Origin of the sequence: Pseudomonas sp. P7779, from assembly GCF_013386315.1 — a bacterium.
In the GTDB taxonomy this organism is placed as follows: domain Bacteria; phylum Pseudomonadota; class Gammaproteobacteria; order Pseudomonadales; family Pseudomonadaceae; genus Aquipseudomonas.
The window spans coordinates 1-15,674 of record NZ_JACARZ010000095.1 but is presented as its reverse complement, the minus strand read 5'-3'; the positions used below and the strand labels follow the sequence as shown (position 1 = coordinate 15,674).

Genomic DNA, 15,674 nt, shown 5'->3' with positions numbered 1-15,674 from the left:
AAGTATCCGAGATAACCGATCCAGCGCTGCTGGCCAGTACGGAATCTGTGGCAATCCACTTAAAATGGTTCCAGACCTTTCCCACTTGGCTCGCGCTACTGCTCCAATTGCGGCGTTTCCTGCCCCATGCAACGCACTGCCTGCTTCTTGCTGTTGACCAGTACGCCGGTCAGCCCTTTCTGTTCGGTATCAAACAGCACCAGTACGCCATCAACGCATTGCGCCACCTGGGCGGCCGGGGTCAGGGAGATTTTGTAATCCTCGCCCGGCACGGTCTTGAGCATGGTGAAGTCGCTGAGCAGCAACGCATCCTCGGGCTTGGCGAAGTGCAAATAGCCGTAGTACCACAGGCAGCCAACGGTACCGATGATGGTGCCGATGCCGGTGAGGATCAGGGGGATCATGTTGCGTTCTTCGCTCATTGCGGGTTCTCTGCGTTGGAATTCGGGGCCGCCGGGTAATTGGGGATTTCACCCAGGCGGCGCAGCCCGTTGAAATGCTGGGGGTCGTCCAGGTAGCGCAGCATCACGGTTTGCCAGGTCTTGTCGGCAAAGGTTTGCACGTGGCCACCCCGGGTCAGTTGCAGCACCCGCGGTGGCGGCGCAGCCTGATACAGACGAATGCCGTTGGAGAGCGGCACGATCGGGTCATCCAGGCTATGGAATAACAATTTCGGCACGCCGGTCAGCCGGGGCATGGCGTTGATCGCACTGTCGGCGTCCGGCACCAGCCACGACAACGGCACCTGGAATGGCCATGTTAGCCAGGAGGTGCTGAGGGCGAATTGTCCTACGTCACGATAACTGGCCGGCACACCGTCCAGTACCAGCGCCTTGAGCTGCGGCTGACGTTCGGGATGTTCCTCCAGGTAGTGCACCACTAGCGCGCCGCCCAGGCTTTGGCCCAGCACGATCAGTGGCTGGCCCTGGGTTTCGGGGGCGCTGTCGATCCACTTGAAAGCGGCGTCGATGTCCTGGTAAACCGCCGGCAGCGAAGGTTCGCCTTCGGACAACCCGTAGCCGCGATAGTCCACCAACAGCACTTGATAGCCCTGCTCCGGCAGCCACCAGCTGCCGCCGAGGTGCCAGGCGAGATTGCCGCCATTGCCGTGCAGGTGCAGCACCGTGCCCTTGAGCGGCACGCCGGCCTTGGCCGGCAGCCACCAGGCGTGGAGCTTCAGGCCATCGGCGGTGGTCAATGTGACGTCACGGTATTGCAGGCGAGCCTTTTCCGGGGTGAACGGCATGCCGCGCTCCGGATAGAACAATAAGGAGCTGCAGCCGTTAAGGGTCAGTAGCAGGCAAAGAATGCCGAGGATTCTCATCCGTTGAAGCCTCGTGAATGGGTTGGGAACGATCCTGAAGACCTATGGAGATCAAAGGTGGGAGCGGGCTTGCTCGCGAATGCGGTGATTCAGTAACCACATCTGTTGCTGATACACCGCATTCGCGAGCAAGCCCGCTCCCACATTTTGACTGAGTTCCTTCAGAGATATCGTTAAAGGATATTGGAGTAATCCGCCTCGATCCGGTCCAGGCTCAAATGGTTGAGGAAGTTGGAGAAACACATCCACGCCGCCAACGCATTCATGTCGCGGAACTGATCCGGCAGGTATTTGGGTGGCACCACCAGGCCTTCGTCCACCAGTTGGCGCAGGGTACGCATGTCTTCCAGGGTGGTCTTGCCGCAGAACAACAACGGCACTTGCTCCAGCTTGCCTTTGCGCACGGCCAACTGAATGTAGTTGTAAACCATGATAAAGCCCTTGAGGTAGGACAAATCCTTGGTAAACGGCAGACCCGTAGGCGTCGACCCACGGAAAACCCGGCTGGCGTTGCCGTAGCTTTCCGCCATCTCAAAGCCCTGCTCGCGGAAGAATTCGAACACCTGCAGGAAGTCGGCTCCCTGCTCCACCATATGAATGGCGCGAGTGCGGTTGGTCAGCTTGCGCAGGCGGCTGGGGTAGGAGGCGAAGGTGATGATTTCCATCAGGATCGCCAGGCCTTCCTGGGTCACGGTCGACGAGGGCGGGCCCTTGGACAGGAAGGTGCAGATCGGCTGGTTTTGCCCATTGAGGGTGGTGCCCACGTGCACCAGGCCTTCATGGACCTCCAGGGCGCGCACGTCGCGGTCGTTGAACATCGCGTCGGCGCGGATCTTGATGTAGTCGGCACCTGCCGCCGCATCCGCCACGATACCGTCGGACTCGAACACCCGGATGGTTTCCTCGGCCTCGCCGAATACCTTGTTCAGGCGGCTCTGCAGCAGGTTGACGGCGTCCTTGGCGGTCAGGGTCTTGGCTTCGTCCTTGAGGTCGCCACGGCCATCGATATTGTTCAGGTAGTCCGACATCATCAGGCCGAGGTCGGCCAGGGTCGGGTCACCGGCATGGAACGCATCGGAAGCGGCGCCATACAGCTCCTGGGAGATCAGGCCGAAATCCTCGGTGCCCCGCGCTTCGAGCATGCGCACCACCATGCGGTACTCCTTGCACATGCGCCGCATGATCTGCCCGACCGGGTTGAACTGGCCAAGCTGGCGGGTGATGTCACGCTCGATGTTCTGGAACTCCAGCTTCACCGCGCTGGAATCGAACGACAGCGGCCGGGTCAGGTAGTAGTCGCGGTCCACCGCCGGCATTTCCTTGCCCTTGGCCTTGAGGAATCCCTGGCGAATATTCTCGTCCCACTTCACGGCGTCGAGGACGCGAATCGGTGTTTGCGCCAGCACAATGCGATCGGACAAGGCGCGTATCGTCTGCTGGTAATCGTCCACCCGGTACTTCCTCTTTAAACGTTATTTGCCTGCACGCTGGTAGCGCACGGCTTCGACGAACACATCGGCATTGGCCGGATCATCCAGGTACGCAAATACCCGGGCCATGGAACTGTCGATCAACACACCGGCACCCTCGACGGTTTCGACGGTGCTGCCACTCAGGACCTTCTGGCCGACCGCCTGGTGGACCTGATCCAGGTCGAGGTTGTAGACCACCAGCTCGTGCTCATCATTCAATTCGAACCCGGCGAGGATGTAATGCCCGCCGAACCTGGCCGGCAATGGCGCCGACAGATACCAGCGGCTGCCATGCCGGGAAACCGTGAACAGGTATTCATCCCGCTGGCCCGGCTTGGCCTTAGGGTAGCTCACGGCTTTGTAGCGGTGCTTACCGACGCGGCTGATTTGCAGGTTGAGCGGCTCACCCCAGGCGTTTTTGCTGGCCCATTTGCCAAGCAGACCATCAGGCGCCGCCTCGCTGGCGGGCAACGGGTCCTTGAAGGTCACCAGGCAACCGCTGAGCAACAGGAACGACAAGGCGATCACGACGACGCGCCAGGCTTTCATTGGACAATCCCCTGTGTCAGACCGAAGCCAACACCAAATGCATGTAACGCTTGAGGATCTCAAGCATTTCTTCGCTGGTCAGAGGCTCTGCGCCGCCCAGCAGGCCCTGATATTCCATCCGACCGATAATCGCCGTCAACACTTTGGCATCCTGTTGCGGCTCGCGGGAACCCAATACCTGGAAAAACTGGCAAGTGCCCTGCAGCAGGATTTGCTGGTGGGAGCGCACCAGCTCGGCCAGGCGCGGGTTCAGCAGCGCTTCCTGGCGAAACGCCTGCTCGGCCATCAGGTGCTCACGGCGGTTGAGCAATTGGCGTTGCACGTAATCGGCGGTCAGGCGCGCGATGTCATCGGCCAGTTGCGAGCGCGACTGCGGGCTGCCGTCGCCATAAGCCACCATCTCGCGCAGCAGGCCTTCATTACGCACCCACAACTTGCCCATGAACGCGGCGCTGCGCTCCACATATTGGGCGAAGGTGTCGGTGAGCAGGTCGTCGATGTCCTTGAAGTAATAGGTGGTGGCCGACAACGGCACACCGGCTTCCGCCGCCACAGCACGGTGACGCACGGCACGCACGCCTTCGCGTACCACGATGCGCATCGCTGCATCGAGAATGTCCTGCCTGCGCTGCTCACTGCCCCGGCGACTGGCCTTGCGGCCCTGGTACTGAACACTTTCAGCCACGGCAGCGGCAATGCCGGCGGCATCCTTTTGAGCCATTACGCGGTTCACGACGGATCTTCCTCCACAGTGTGACGCGGAGCGTCACGGGCTGCGTTCCCACGCGGAGCGTGGGAACGATCACCTGGCGCTGTTTACTTGACGCTTATAAACGCCACATAAAAAAGCCGCCTTATAAAAGGCGGCTTCGGATTTCGCTACGGTTACGCTTGTGGCCGCATGTGCGGGAACAAGATCACGTCACGGATCGACGGCGAGTTGGTCAACAACATCACCAACCGGTCGATGCCGATACCTTCACCGGCGGTAGGCGGCATGCCGTATTCCAGGGCGCGTACGAAGTCGGCGTCATAGTGCATCGCCTCGTCGTCGCCAGCGTCCTTGTCGGCCACCTGGGCCATGAAGCGCTCGGCCTGGTCTTCGGCATCGTTCAGCTCGGAGTAGGCGTTGGCGATTTCACGGCCGCCGATGAACAGCTCGAAACGGTCGGTGACGTTCGGGTTGTCATCGTTGCGACGGGCCAGCGGCGACACTTCGAACGGGTACTGGGTAATGAAGTGCGGCTGCTCCAGCTTGTGCTCCACCAGCTCTTCGAAAATCATCACCTGCAATTTGCCCAGGCCTTCGAAGCCCAGCACCTTGGCGCCGGCTTTCTTGGCGATGGCGCGGGCCTTGTCGATGTCGTTCAGGTCATCGGCGGTCAGCTCAGGGTTGTACTTGAGGATCGAGTCGAACACCGACAGGCGCACGAACGGCTCGCCGAAGTGGAACACCTTGTCGCCGTACGGCACGTCGGTGGTGCCCAGGACCAGTTGCGCCAGTTCGCGGAACAGTTCCTCGGTCAGGTCCATGTTGTCTTCGTAGTCGGCGTAGGCCTGGTAGAACTCCAACATGGTGAATTCAGGGTTGTGACGGGTCGAAACGCCTTCGTTACGGAAGTTGCGGTTGATCTCGAACACTTTTTCGAAGCCGCCAACAACAAGCCGCTTGAGGTACAGCTCAGGCGCAATACGCAGGAACATTTCCATGTCCAGCGCGTTGTGGTGGGTTTCGAACGGCTTGGCTGCGGCACCACCCGGGATGGTTTGCAGCATCGGTGTTTCAACTTCGAGGAAGTCGCGCTTCATCAGGAAGCTGCGGATGTGCGCAATAACCTGCGAACGCACGCGGAAGGTCTGGCGCACTTCTTCGTTGACGATCAGGTCAACGTAGCGCTGGCGATAGCGCTGCTCGGTGTCGGTCAGGCCGTGGTGCTTGTCCGGCAGCGGGCGCAGGGATTTGGTCAGCAGGCGCACGCTGGTCATTTCAACGTACAGGTCACCCTTGCCGGAACGGGCCAGGGTGCCTTCGGCGGCAATGATGTCGCCCATGTCCCAGGTTTTCACCGAGGCCAGGGTTTCTTCGGACAGGGTTTTACGGTTGACGTAGACCTGGATGCGACCGGTCATGTCCTGGATCACCATGAACGAGCCACGGTTGAGCATGATGCGACCGGCAACCTTGACCGGGATTGCAGCCTCTGCCAGCTCTTCCTTGGTCTTGTCCGCGTACTGTTTCTGCAAGGCATCGCAGTAGTTTTCGCGGCGGAAGTCGTTCGGGAAGGCATTGCCCTTGGCGCGCTCGGCAGCAAGCTTTTCCTTGCGCAGGGCGATCAGGGAGTTTTCTTCCTGTTGCAGGGCTTGCGGGTCGAGTTGTTGGTCGCTCATGTCTTTAAATTTTCCATCAGGTTCGTTGTCCCCGGCCTGCGGCCGGGGATCGCCGGCAAGCCGGCTCCTACAAAGGAGTTACAGGCCAGATTTCAGGCTGGCTTCCAGGTATTCGTCGATATCACCGTCGAGCACCTTGTCGCAGTCGCTGCGTTCGATGTTGGTACGCAGATCCTTGATCCGCGACGCGTCGAGCACATACGAGCGGATCTGGTGACCCCAGCCGATATCCGACTTGGTGTCTTCCAGCGCCTGGGACGCGGCGTTGCGTTTCTGCATTTCCTGCTCGTACAACTTGGCCCGCAGCATTTTCATGGCGGTGTCCTTGTTCGCGTGCTGGGAACGTTCGTTCTGGCAGCTCACCACGGTATTGGTCGGTACGTGGGTAATACGTACGGCCGAGTCGGTGGTGTTTACGTGCTGGCCACCGGCACCGGAGGAACGGTAGGTGTCGATCCGCAGGTCTGCCGGGTTGATCTCGATTTCCACCTTGTCGTCGATCTCTGGCGAGACGAAAACGGCGGAGAACGACGTGTGGCGACGGTTGCCGGAGTCGAACGGGCTCTTGCGCACCAGGCGGTGTACGCCGATCTCGGTCCGCAGCCAGCCAAAGGCGTATTCGCCCTTGATGTGCACGGTCGCGCCCTTGATGCCGGCGACTTCACCGGCCGACAGTTCCATGATGGTCGCGTCGAAACCGCGTTTGTCGGCCCAGCGCAGGTACATGCGCAACAGGATGTTGGCCCAGTCCTGGGCTTCGGTGCCGCCGGAACCGGCCTGGATGTCCAGGTAGGCGTTGTTCGGGTCCATTTCATGGCTGAACATGCGGCGGAATTCGAGTTTGGCGAGGTTTTCCTCGAGACGGGCCAGCTCGGCGACGACATCGCCCACTGCGCCTTCGTCGTTTTCTTCGACGGCCATGTCCAGCAGGTCGCGGCAATCGCCCAGACCGGTGTTCAATTCGTCGAGGGTGTCGACGATCTGCGCCAGCGCAGCGCGCTCGCGGCCCAGTTCCTGGGCATATTCAGGTTTGTTCCAGACAGCCGGATCTTCAAGCTCGCGATTGACTTCGGTCAGACGCTCATGCTTTTGATCGTAGTCAAAGATACCCCCGAATAGTTTCGGAGCGCTCGGACAGGTCCTTGATGGTGTTAAGGATCGGGTTGATTTCCATGGCGGGCAGCACTCGTTGGCGAACTTTTGAAAGCCGACGAGTATAACGACAAACGGCTGATAACGGCAGTCCGCTTGGCCGAAAAGGCGGGGATATGCACCATCCAGACAGCGATGAAGATCAAATGTGGGAGCGGGCTTGCTCGCGAATGCGGTGGTTCAGTCGCCAGATGCATTGACTGACACACCGCATTCGCGAGCAAGCCCGCTCCCACATTAGGTCTGCGACATCCCGCAGACCGTATTCCCTACTCGATCCCCACCTGATTGCGCCCATTGTGCTTGGCCAGGTACAAGCCCTTGTCCGCCGCCGAGATCAATTGCCGGCAATCGGTGCCCTGCACCGGGGTCATGGTCGCCAAGCCAATACTGATGGTCAGGCTCGCCCCTTCTGCCGGGGCAATGTGCGGAATTTTCAGGCTAGCCACCGCCTGGCGCAGCTTCTCGGCCACCAGCCGTGCCCCACCCGGCGAGGTATTGGGCAGCACCAGGGCAAACTCTTCACCGCCATAACGCGCCGGCAAATCCGAAGGACGGCTGCTGGCATCACGAATGGTCGCCGCCACCTTGCGCAACGCCTCGTCGCCTTCCAGGTGGCCGAAACTGTCGTTGTAGGTCTTGAAGAAGTCCACGTCGATCATCAGCAGCGACAGTTGGGTCTGGTCACGCATGGCGCGGCGCCATTCCAGTTCCAGGTATTCGTCGAAATGCCGGCGATTGGACAGCCCGGTCAGGCCGTCGGAGTTCATCAGCCGTTGCAGCACCAGGTTGGTGTCCAGCAACTGCTGTTGGCTGACCCGCAGCGCCCGGTAGGCCGCGTCCCGTTGCAACAGGGTCATGTAGGAGCGCGAGTGATAGCGGATGCGCGCCACCAGTTCGATGTTATCCGGCAGCTTGACCAGGTAATCGTTGGCCCCGGCAGCAAACGCCGCGCTCTTGATCAGCGGGTCTTCCTTGGTGGAAAGCACGATGATCGGGATGTTCTGCGTCGCCGGGTGATTGCGGTATTCGCGCACCAGGGTCAGGCCATCGAGACCCGGCATCACCAGGTCCTGCAGGATCACCGTCGGCTTGATACGGATCGCCTGGGCAATGGCCTGGTGCGGGTCGGCGCAAAAGTGGAAGTCGATATTGTCTTCATGGGCCAGGCCCCGGCGTACGGCCTCGCCGATCATCGCCTGGTCGTCGACGAGCAGCACCATGGCGGCGTTTTCGTCGGTCTTGAAGTCGTCGAGCTGCAAATCATTCATTTACGGTCACCTGAATTACTACCTGCAGGCCAGGACAGCGTGTGATATCGGTCATTTTGCGAATACCTCCAGCAATCGTGGCGCAATTCTGTCCAATGGGCGAATTTCAACAGCCGCGTCAATCGCCGCTGCCGCTTTGGGCATGCCGTAAACAGCACAGCTTTGCTGGTCCTGCGCGATGGTCAGGTAGCCTTGCTGACGCATCAACTTAAGTCCCTGGGCGCCATCACGCCCCATCCCCGTCAGCAGCACGCCAACGGCATCGCCATTCCAGTAGCTGGCGACGCTCTCGAAAAACACGTCGATGGACGGCCGGTAAATCTCGTTCACAGGCTCTGCGGTGTAGGCCAGCGTGCCGTTCTTCAGCAGACGAATGTGATGATTGGTGCCCGCCAGCAACACGACACCGCTTTGGGGCGGCTCGCCTTCCCGGGCCAGGCGCACCGGCAGGCCCGAGGCACTGCTCAGCCATTCGGCCATGCCGGCGGCGAACACCTGGTCCACATGCTGCACCAGCACAATGGCCGGCGAGAAGTCCCGGGGCAAGCCCTTGAGCAGGGATTCCAGGGCAGCCGGGCCGCCTGCGGACGAACCGATGGCCACCAGGCTCTGGCGTTTGCCCGTGGCCCGCTGGGGCGCAGGCTCGGCCCGCACGCGGCTGCCACGCTGGCCAATCAGCCAGCCGATATTGAGGATCTTGCGCAACAGCGGTGCCGCGGCGTCCTTCGGATTGCCCACGCCCAGTGCAGGCGTGTCAACCACGTCCAGGGCGCCATGGCCCATGGCTTCGAATACACGGCTGACGTTGGCCTGGCGGTCGACGGTGACAATCAGGATCGCACAGGGCGTCTCGGCCATGATCTGCCGGGTGGCCTCCACACCGTCCATCACCGGCATGATCAGGTCCATCAGAATCAGGTCGGGCGTGAACTCGGCGCAACGCTGCACTGCTTCCAGGCCGTTGCCCGCAACCCACACCACTTCGTGGGCCGGCTCTAGGCTCAACGCCCGGCGCAAGGCCTCCACGGCCATGGGCATGTCATTGACGATCGCAATCCTCATGCCCGTGCTCCTCCGATCAGCTCCACCACCGCGTCCAACAGCGCGTCGTCATGGAAGCTGGCCTTGGCTAGATAATAGTCGGCGCCGGCGTCCAGTCCACGACGACGGTCTTCTTCCCGATCCTTGTAGGAAACAACCATCACCGGCAGGGATTGCAGGCGAGTATCACGGCGCAAGAGTGTGACCAATTCAATACCGTCCATGCGAGGCATATCAATGTCCGTGATCAGCAGGTCGAAGTCTTCGGAGCGCAGCGCGTTCCAGCCATCCATGCCATCGACTGCCACGGCCACTTCATAACCGCGATTAAGTAACAATTTGCGTTGCAGCTCGCGCACGGTCAGCGAGTCATCCACCACCAGAATACGCTTGCGCGGTGCTTCGAGGGTTTGCTGGGTGCGTCGGGCGATGCGCTCCAGACGACCGGTATTCAGCAGTTTGTCCACCGATCGCAACATGTCTTCGACGTCGACGATCAGCACCACCGAACCGTCATCGAGCAACGCTCCGGCGGAGATGTCCTGGACCTTGCCCAACCGGTCGTCCAGGGGTAATACCACCAGCGTGCGTTCGCCGATAAAACGCTCCACGGCAATCCCGTAGACCGCATCGCGCTCGCGGATCACCACGACCTTCAGGGTTTCCTGACTGCCCTGCCCCGGCGGGCGCTGCAGCAACTGGCTGGCGGCGACCAGGCCGACATGCCGGCCTTCGTGCCAGAAATGCTGGCGGCCTTCCAGTTGCACGATGTCGTCGGGCGCAAGATCGCACATGCGCTCGATGTGGGCCAGCGGGAAGGCGTAGGCCTCTTCGCCAACTTCCACCACCAGGCTGCGCACTACCGATAGGGTCAACGGCACTTCCAGGTGGAAGCGACTGCCCTGCCCCGCCGTCTGCTCCAGCACCACCGCGCCGCGCAACTGGCGCACCATATGCTGCACCGCATCCAGGCCGACCCCGCGCCCCGAGACCTCGGTGACCTTGTCCCGCAGGCTGAACCCCGGCAGGAACAGGAACGTGAGCAGTTCCTCTTCGCTCAGGCGCAGGGCGGTTTCCGCCGGCGACAAATGCCGGTCGACGATGGTGCCGCGCAGGCGCTCCAGGTCGACACCGTTACCGTCGTCGCTCAACTCCAACACCAGCAAGCCGGCCTGGTGAGACGCCCGCAGGCGGATCAGGCCTTCAGCCGGTTTGCCCGCCAGCAGGCGTTGCTCGGGCATTTCAATGCCGTGGTCCACAGCATTGCGCAGTAAATGGGTCAGCGGCGCTTCGAGTTTTTCCAGCACATCGCGGTCGACCTGGGTTTTCTCGCCTTCGATTTCCAGGCGTACCTGTTTACCGAGGCTGCGGCCCAGGTCACGCACCATGCGCACCTGCCCGGCCAGCACGTCGGCAAACGGCCGCATGCGGCACGCCAGCGCCGTGTCGTACAAGACTTGGGCGCGTTGCCCGGCCTGCCAGCCGAACTCGTCGATTTCGGCGGTTTTTTCCGCGAGCAGCGCCTGGGCTTCGCTCAACAGGCGGCGGGTATCAGCCAGCGCTTCCTGGGCTTCCAGGCTCAGGTCGACGGTCTTGAGGTGGCCGTCGAGGTTTTCCAGGGCGCGGGCGCTGTTGCTCTGGATGCGCTTGAGGCGTTGCAAGCTGGCGAGGTAAGGCTTGAGCCGCTGGGTTTCCACCAGGGACTTGCTGGACAGGTCCAACAGGCTGTTCAAACGTTCGGCGGTCACCCGCAACACCCGCTCGCCGCCTTCGGTCATGCGCTTATTTTGGCGTGGCAGTTCGGCACTGACCGGCGGCGCGGGCTCGGGCTCCGGCGGCAGGGTCAGCAGCGCTTCCATCGACAATTCAGGTTCTGGCGCGGGTGTGGGCGGCGGCGCAGGCTTTGGCGCAGCGGGCGGCGCGACTTTCTGCGACGGATCGAGCAACCGCTCCATCAATGCCACATAGGACTCGATGTCCGCCGGGCCCACGGTGTTGCCCGGCGTGGCAATGCGCATCAGCAAATCGGTGCCTTGCAGCAGTGCGTCGATATGTTCCGGCAGCAGGTACAAGCGGCTTTCCTGGGCGCTGACCAGGCAATCTTCCATCACATGGGCCACGCTGACCCCCGCGTCCACCCCGACAATCCGCGCCGCGCCCTTCAGGGAATGGGCGGCGCGCATGCAGGCTTCGAGCTGGTCGGCCTGGGTCGGGTTGCGCTCCAGGGCCAGCAGGCCGGCGCTGAGCACCTGGGTCTGGGCGTCGGCTTCCAGGCTGAACAGCTCCAGCAGCGAGGCATCGCGCATCTGGTCGGGGGTCATGTGAGGCTCCGGGTCACGGCAGACAACAATTGCGCCTCGTCCAGCCAGCGCAGGCTGCGGCCTTTCCACTGCAACACCCCTTGGGTATAGCGGGCGCTGGCCTGGGTGCCGGAGGCAGACGCCGCGTTCAAGGTCCGTTCATCAATGGCATGGATACCGTCCACTTCGTCCACCGGCACCACCACGGGGCCGTCCTGCGCCGCGATGATCAGCATGCGCGGCATGATTCGTGCGCCACTGGGGCCGCTGCCGGTGCTGTCCAGCCCCAGCAATTCCACCAGGGACAGGCACGCCACCAGTGCGCCACGCACGTTGGCCACGCCCAGCAAGGCGCGGGAACGCTGATGGGGCAAGGAATGGATCGGCTGCAACGGCGCCACTTCCACCAGGCAGCGAGTGGCGATGCCCAGCCATTCTTCGCCGAGGCGGAACATCAGCAGCGAACGGGTGAGGACATCACCCTCGACTTCCGGCGTCGCGACGGGGCGGTGATCGTCCTGCTGCAAGGCATAACGGTCGAGCAGGCGCGTGGCGGCGGCGGAATACACCGAGCAATTGCGACAGTGAATGTGCTCGGCCAGCAGCGGGCAGGACTTGTCACCGTGGATGCCGATGCGGTTCCAGCAGTCATCGATGGCCTGGGTATCGGCCAGGGTCAGGTTCAGCTCGGGATCCAGGGTCATGATTTACGCTCACTGTCAGCTCGCTCGCTGCGCGCGGCACGAGCCTGCAAACGCCGGGCGCCGGCGACATCGCCCTGGGACTCGAGCAACGCGGCCAGGTGCATCAAGGCCTGCGGGTGCTGGGGTTCCAGGTACAAGGCTTTTCTGTAATAACCCTGGGCTTCCAGGGCGCTGCCGGCCACATCGCTGAGCAGGCCCAGCCAATAAAACACCTGGGCCGCCGGCGGATGGCTCTGCAAATAACGCTCGCAGGCAGCACGGGCTTCCAGGCTCTTGCCTTCATTGGCCAGGGTCGCAATCTGACTGAGCAGATCGGCGGCGTCCGACTGCGGCGGCGGCTTGATCGGTACCACTTGGGCACTGACGGTGCTGAACGGCCGGGGCCTGGTCGGGATAGGCGCGGCACTGCGCTGAGGAATCGGCGCGGGCATCGGCACAAATACCGGTTCAGGCGCGGGCTCCGCATGCCGGCTGAAGGCAAACGACTGCGGCACGCCAATCGAACGCATGCCCAGGCGCCCCAGCAGGCTGCCTTCGGCAGGCCCGATAAACAGCACGCCGTCGACATGGGTCAGGCCCTTGAGCACTTCAAACACCTGCTTCTGGGTCGGCTGGTCGAAGTAGATCAGCAGGTTGCGGCAGAACACAAAATCGTAGGTGGGCTCGTTGGCCAGCAGCGTGGGGTCCAGCAGGTTGCCCACCTGCAGGCGCACTTGTTCGCGTACCCGGTCGGCAATCCGGTAGCCGTCGGTTTGATCGGTGAAGTGGCGATCGCGGAACTCGAGGTCCTGGCCGCGAAACGAATTCTTGCCGTACACCCCACGGCGGGCGCGCTCCACCGACAGCGGGCTGACGTCCATGCCCTGCACCTTGAACTGATGCGGTGCCAGCCCGGCGTCGAGCAAGGCCATGGCAATCGAATAGGGTTCTTCGCCGGTGGAACACGGCAGGCTGAGGATCCGCAGGGCGCGCATCTGCTTGATTTCGGCCAGGCGGGTGACCGCCAGCCGACCCAGGGTGGCGAAGGATTCGGGGTAACGGAAAAACCAGGTTTCGGGGACGATCACCGCTTCGATCAGCGCTTGCTGTTCGTCGGTGGAGGCCTGCAATTGCTGCCAGTATTGATCGGCGGTCTGCGCGCTGAGCGCCATGCTGCGCTGGCGTACGGCACGCTCGATGATCGCTTCGCCCACCGAGGCAACGTCCAGGCCAATGCGCTCCTTAAGGAAGTCGAAGAAGCGTTGATCACTGCTCATCAACCCTCCTCGCCCGCGGCAAACAGCAGCGCCTGCACGTCAGCCGTCAGCAGGTCCGCCACGCCGATCCACTGCATCAAGCCACGCTCGTCTTCGCGCACCGGGCCCAGGTAACGTGCCTGGCGGTTGTCCAGGCCGTAGGGCTGGAACTCCGCCGGGTCACAGCGCAGGGTATCGGTGGCCTGTTCGAGGATCAGCCCCAGCCAGCGTGCCGGAGTGAGTGCATCCGGCTGATAATTGACCAACACCAGGCGCGTGCTGGTGCGGGCCTGGGCCGGCGTACCGAAGGTCAAGGCACTGAGATCGATCACCGGCACCATTGCCCCGCGATGGGCAAAGATCCCGGCGACCCACGCAGGCGCATGGGCAATGGGCTTGAGCGGCAGGCGCGGCAGCACCTCGGCCACTTCCGTGGCCTTGAGGGCATACCGTTCATTACCGATGTGAAACACCAGGAACAGTGCTTTCTTCACTGCCGCAACGGCACCGCGTTTAGCCGCGAGGTCGTTCATCAGACTTTAAAACGCGACACGCCGCTGCGCAGGCCGACGGCGACCTGGCTCAGCTCGTCGATGGCAAAGCTGGCCTGACGCAGGGACTCCACGGTCTGGCTGCTGGCATCGCCCAACTGCACCAGCGCATGGTTGATCTGCTCGGCGCCGGTGGCCTGGGCCTGCATGCCTTCGTTGACCATCAACACCCGCGGCGCCAGGGCCTGCACCTGATGGATGATCTGCGACAGCTGCTCGCCCACCTGCTGCACCTCGAACATGCCACGGCGCACTTCTTCAGAGAACTTGTCCATGCCCATCACCCCGGCCGACACCGCCGACTGGATCTCGCGCACCATCTGCTCGATGTCGTAGGTGGCCACGGCGGTCTGGTCGGCCAGGCGCCGCACTTCGGTGGCTACCACGGCAAACCCGCGACCGTACTCACCGGCCTTCTCGGCCTCGATGGCAGCGTTGAGGGACAACAGGTTGGTCTGGTCGGCGACCTTGACGATGGTCACCACCACCTGGTTGATGTTGCCGGCCTTCTCATTGAGGATCGCCAGCTTGGCGTTCACCAGGTCGGCCGCGCCCATCACCGAGTGCATGGTTTCTTCCATGCGCGCCAGGCCTTGCTGGCCGGAGCCGGCGGCCACCGAGGCCTGGTCGGCGGCGGTGGAGACTTCGGTCATGGTACGGACCAAGTCCTTGGAAGTAGCAGCGATCTCCCGCGAAGTAGCGCCGATCTCGGTGGTCGTCGCGGCGGTTTCAGTGGCCGTGGCCTGTTGTTGCTTGGAAGTCGCGGCAATCTCGGTGACCGAGGTAGTGACTTGTACCGAAGAGCGCTGTGCCTGGGACACCAGGGCGGTGAGCTCGGTCATCATGTCGTTGAAGCCGGTCTCTACTGCGCCGAATTCGTCCTTGCGTTCGAGGTTCAGGCGTTTGCTCAAGTCGCCGGTGCGCATGGTTTCGAGGATGTCGACGATGCGTTTCATCGGCGCCATGATCGCGCGCATCAGCAGCAGGCCGCAGAGGCCGGCGGCGAGGATCGCGAGGATCAGCGAGACGCCCATGCTGATTTTTGCAGCGGACACGGCGTCGTCGATAGCGTTGGTGGCGCGGTCCGCGACGTTTTTGTTTTCGGTGATGATGTCGTTGAGCTTCATGCGGCCTGCGGTCCAGGTCGGGGTCAGCTCTTCGTCGAACACTTTGCGGGCGGCGGCGACGTCATTGCGTTGCAGGTTTTCAGTGACTGCGGCCAAAGCCTTGTTGTAGGCCTGGTGCAGGGCTTCGAACTTATCGAACTCGGCCTGATCCTCAGCGCCGTTGATAGTTGCCTTGTAATTGGCCATTTGCGTGATGATGCGCGCTTCGAAGGACTTGTAGTCGGCCTTGTCGGCTTCGGTGAGTGTCTTGTCTTTGCGCAGGCCGATGATGTCGAGGGTGTCGAGGTAGCTGTCGACCCATGCGCTGCGGATCATGGAGCTTAGGTAGACCCCGGGGACTGCGTCATCGCGGACTGACTCTTCGCCGGCCTCGATCTTCAACAGGCGTGAATACGAGACCACTACCATCAGCAGCATGATCGCGATGATGACCGCAAAGCTCGCCAAAATCCGTTGGCGCAAGGTCCAGTTCTTCACAGTAATTCCTCAAGGGCCATTCAAATGGAGAGGAGTATAGCTGAGCGGATGCCATCATTAATCAACGGGTTGTGGGATCTGGG

At 62.1% G+C, this 15,674-nt stretch carries 14 protein-coding genes; all 14 read right to left on the bottom strand.

Annotation, left to right across the window (positions count from 1 at the left end):
- Positions 1–95: 95 nt before the first annotated feature.
- Positions 96–422 carry a hypothetical protein gene (locus HX869_RS25470; protein WP_003219233.1) on the bottom strand — a complete coding sequence of 109 codons (327 nt, stop codon included), beginning with the start codon at positions 420–422 and terminating at the stop codon, positions 96–98.
- Positions 419–1,324 carry an alpha/beta hydrolase gene (locus tag HX869_RS25465; RefSeq protein ID WP_178903824.1) on the bottom strand — a complete coding sequence of 302 codons (906 nt, stop codon included), beginning with the start codon at positions 1,322–1,324 and terminating at the stop codon, positions 419–421. Before HX869_RS25465 ends, HX869_RS25470 begins: the two co-directional genes overlap by 4 nt.
- 173 nt (positions 1,325–1,497) lie before the next feature.
- Entirely contained in the window at positions 1,498–2,775 is a 1,278-nt protein-coding gene (locus HX869_RS25460; protein ID WP_003219237.1) for a flavohemoglobin expression-modulating QEGLA motif protein, read from the bottom strand.
- A gap of 21 nt (positions 2,776–2,796) precedes the next feature.
- Positions 2,797–3,345, bottom strand: coding sequence for a hypothetical protein (locus tag HX869_RS25455; RefSeq protein ID WP_003219239.1), 549 nt, complete (start codon positions 3,343–3,345; stop codon positions 2,797–2,799).
- Positions 3,346–3,361: 16 nt separating this feature from the next.
- Positions 3,362–4,078: a TetR family transcriptional regulator gene (locus HX869_RS25450; protein ID WP_178903823.1), complete on the bottom strand. Its 717-nt coding sequence runs from the start codon at positions 4,076–4,078 to the stop codon at positions 3,362–3,364.
- Between the two features lie 152 nt (positions 4,079–4,230).
- Positions 4,231–5,733, bottom strand: a complete 1,503-nt coding sequence (gene lysS, locus HX869_RS25445) for a lysine--tRNA ligase (RefSeq protein WP_003219243.1) — start codon at positions 5,731–5,733, stop codon at positions 4,231–4,233.
- Positions 5,734–5,811: 78 nt separating this feature from the next.
- Positions 5,812–6,907 (bottom strand): peptide chain release factor 2 gene (gene prfB / locus HX869_RS25440; protein WP_096236834.1). Its coding sequence is split into 2 segments (ribosomal slippage): positions 5,812–6,834 and positions 6,836–6,907, totalling 1,095 coding nucleotides; the frame shifts between segments, so codons are not numbered across the junction.
- A 247-nt stretch (positions 6,908–7,154) separates the two neighbouring features.
- A complete protein-coding gene (locus HX869_RS25435) occupies positions 7,155–8,156 on the bottom strand; it encodes a diguanylate cyclase (protein ID WP_003219248.1) in 1,002 nt (333 codons plus the stop codon).
- Between the two features lie 51 nt (positions 8,157–8,207).
- The gene (locus HX869_RS25430) at positions 8,208–9,218 is read right to left on the bottom strand and encodes a chemotaxis response regulator protein-glutamate methylesterase (protein ID WP_003219250.1); all 1,011 of its coding nucleotides are present in this window, start codon (positions 9,216–9,218) and stop codon (positions 8,208–8,210) included.
- Complete coding sequence (locus tag HX869_RS25425) at positions 9,215–11,518, bottom strand: hybrid sensor histidine kinase/response regulator (RefSeq protein ID WP_177069470.1); 2,304 nt, start codon at positions 11,516–11,518, stop codon at positions 9,215–9,217. Before HX869_RS25425 ends, HX869_RS25430 begins: the two co-directional genes overlap by 4 nt.
- Positions 11,515–12,201, bottom strand: coding sequence for a chemotaxis protein CheW (locus tag HX869_RS25420; protein ID WP_102368208.1), 687 nt, complete (start codon positions 12,199–12,201; stop codon positions 11,515–11,517). The genes HX869_RS25425 and HX869_RS25420 overlap by 4 nt, the downstream gene beginning before the upstream one ends.
- The gene (locus tag HX869_RS25415) at positions 12,198–13,457 is read right to left on the bottom strand and encodes a protein-glutamate O-methyltransferase CheR (protein WP_178903822.1); all 1,260 of its coding nucleotides are present in this window, start codon (positions 13,455–13,457) and stop codon (positions 12,198–12,200) included. Before HX869_RS25415 ends, HX869_RS25420 begins: the two co-directional genes overlap by 4 nt.
- Positions 13,457–13,969, bottom strand: a complete 513-nt coding sequence (locus tag HX869_RS25410; RefSeq protein WP_102368206.1) for a chemotaxis protein CheW — start codon at positions 13,967–13,969, stop codon at positions 13,457–13,459. The genes HX869_RS25415 and HX869_RS25410 overlap by 1 nt, the downstream gene beginning before the upstream one ends.
- A complete protein-coding gene (locus HX869_RS25405) occupies positions 13,969–15,591 on the bottom strand; it encodes a methyl-accepting chemotaxis protein (protein WP_003219261.1) in 1,623 nt (540 codons plus the stop codon). The genes HX869_RS25410 and HX869_RS25405 overlap by 1 nt, the downstream gene beginning before the upstream one ends.
- Positions 15,592–15,674 lie beyond the last annotated feature (83 nt).

Coding starts and splice junctions, on each gene's coding strand:
- lysS (WP_003219243.1), bottom strand. CDS start 5,733: ATGAGCGACCAACAACTCGACCCGCAAGCCCTGCAACAGGAAGAAAAC.
- HX869_RS25415 (WP_178903822.1), bottom strand. CDS start 13,457: ATGAGCAGTGATCAACGCTTCTTCGACTTCCTTAAGGAGCGCATTGGC.
- HX869_RS25455 (WP_003219239.1), bottom strand. CDS start 3,345: ATGAAAGCCTGGCGCGTCGTCGTGATCGCCTTGTCGTTCCTGTTGCTC.
- HX869_RS25420 (WP_102368208.1), bottom strand. CDS start 12,201: ATGACCCTGGATCCCGAGCTGAACCTGACCCTGGCCGATACCCAGGCC.
- HX869_RS25435 (WP_003219248.1), bottom strand. CDS start 8,156: ATGAATGATTTGCAGCTCGACGACTTCAAGACCGACGAAAACGCCGCC.
- HX869_RS25430 (WP_003219250.1), bottom strand. CDS start 9,218: ATGAGGATTGCGATCGTCAATGACATGCCCATGGCCGTGGAGGCCTTG.
- HX869_RS25470 (WP_003219233.1), bottom strand. CDS start 422: ATGAGCGAAGAACGCAACATGATCCCCCTGATCCTCACCGGCATCGGC.
- HX869_RS25465 (WP_178903824.1), bottom strand. CDS start 1,324: ATGAGAATCCTCGGCATTCTTTGCCTGCTACTGACCCTTAACGGCTGC.
- HX869_RS25410 (WP_102368206.1), bottom strand. CDS start 13,969: ATGAACGACCTCGCGGCTAAACGCGGTGCCGTTGCGGCAGTGAAGAAA.
- HX869_RS25425 (WP_177069470.1), bottom strand. CDS start 11,518: ATGACCCCCGACCAGATGCGCGATGCCTCGCTGCTGGAGCTGTTCAGC.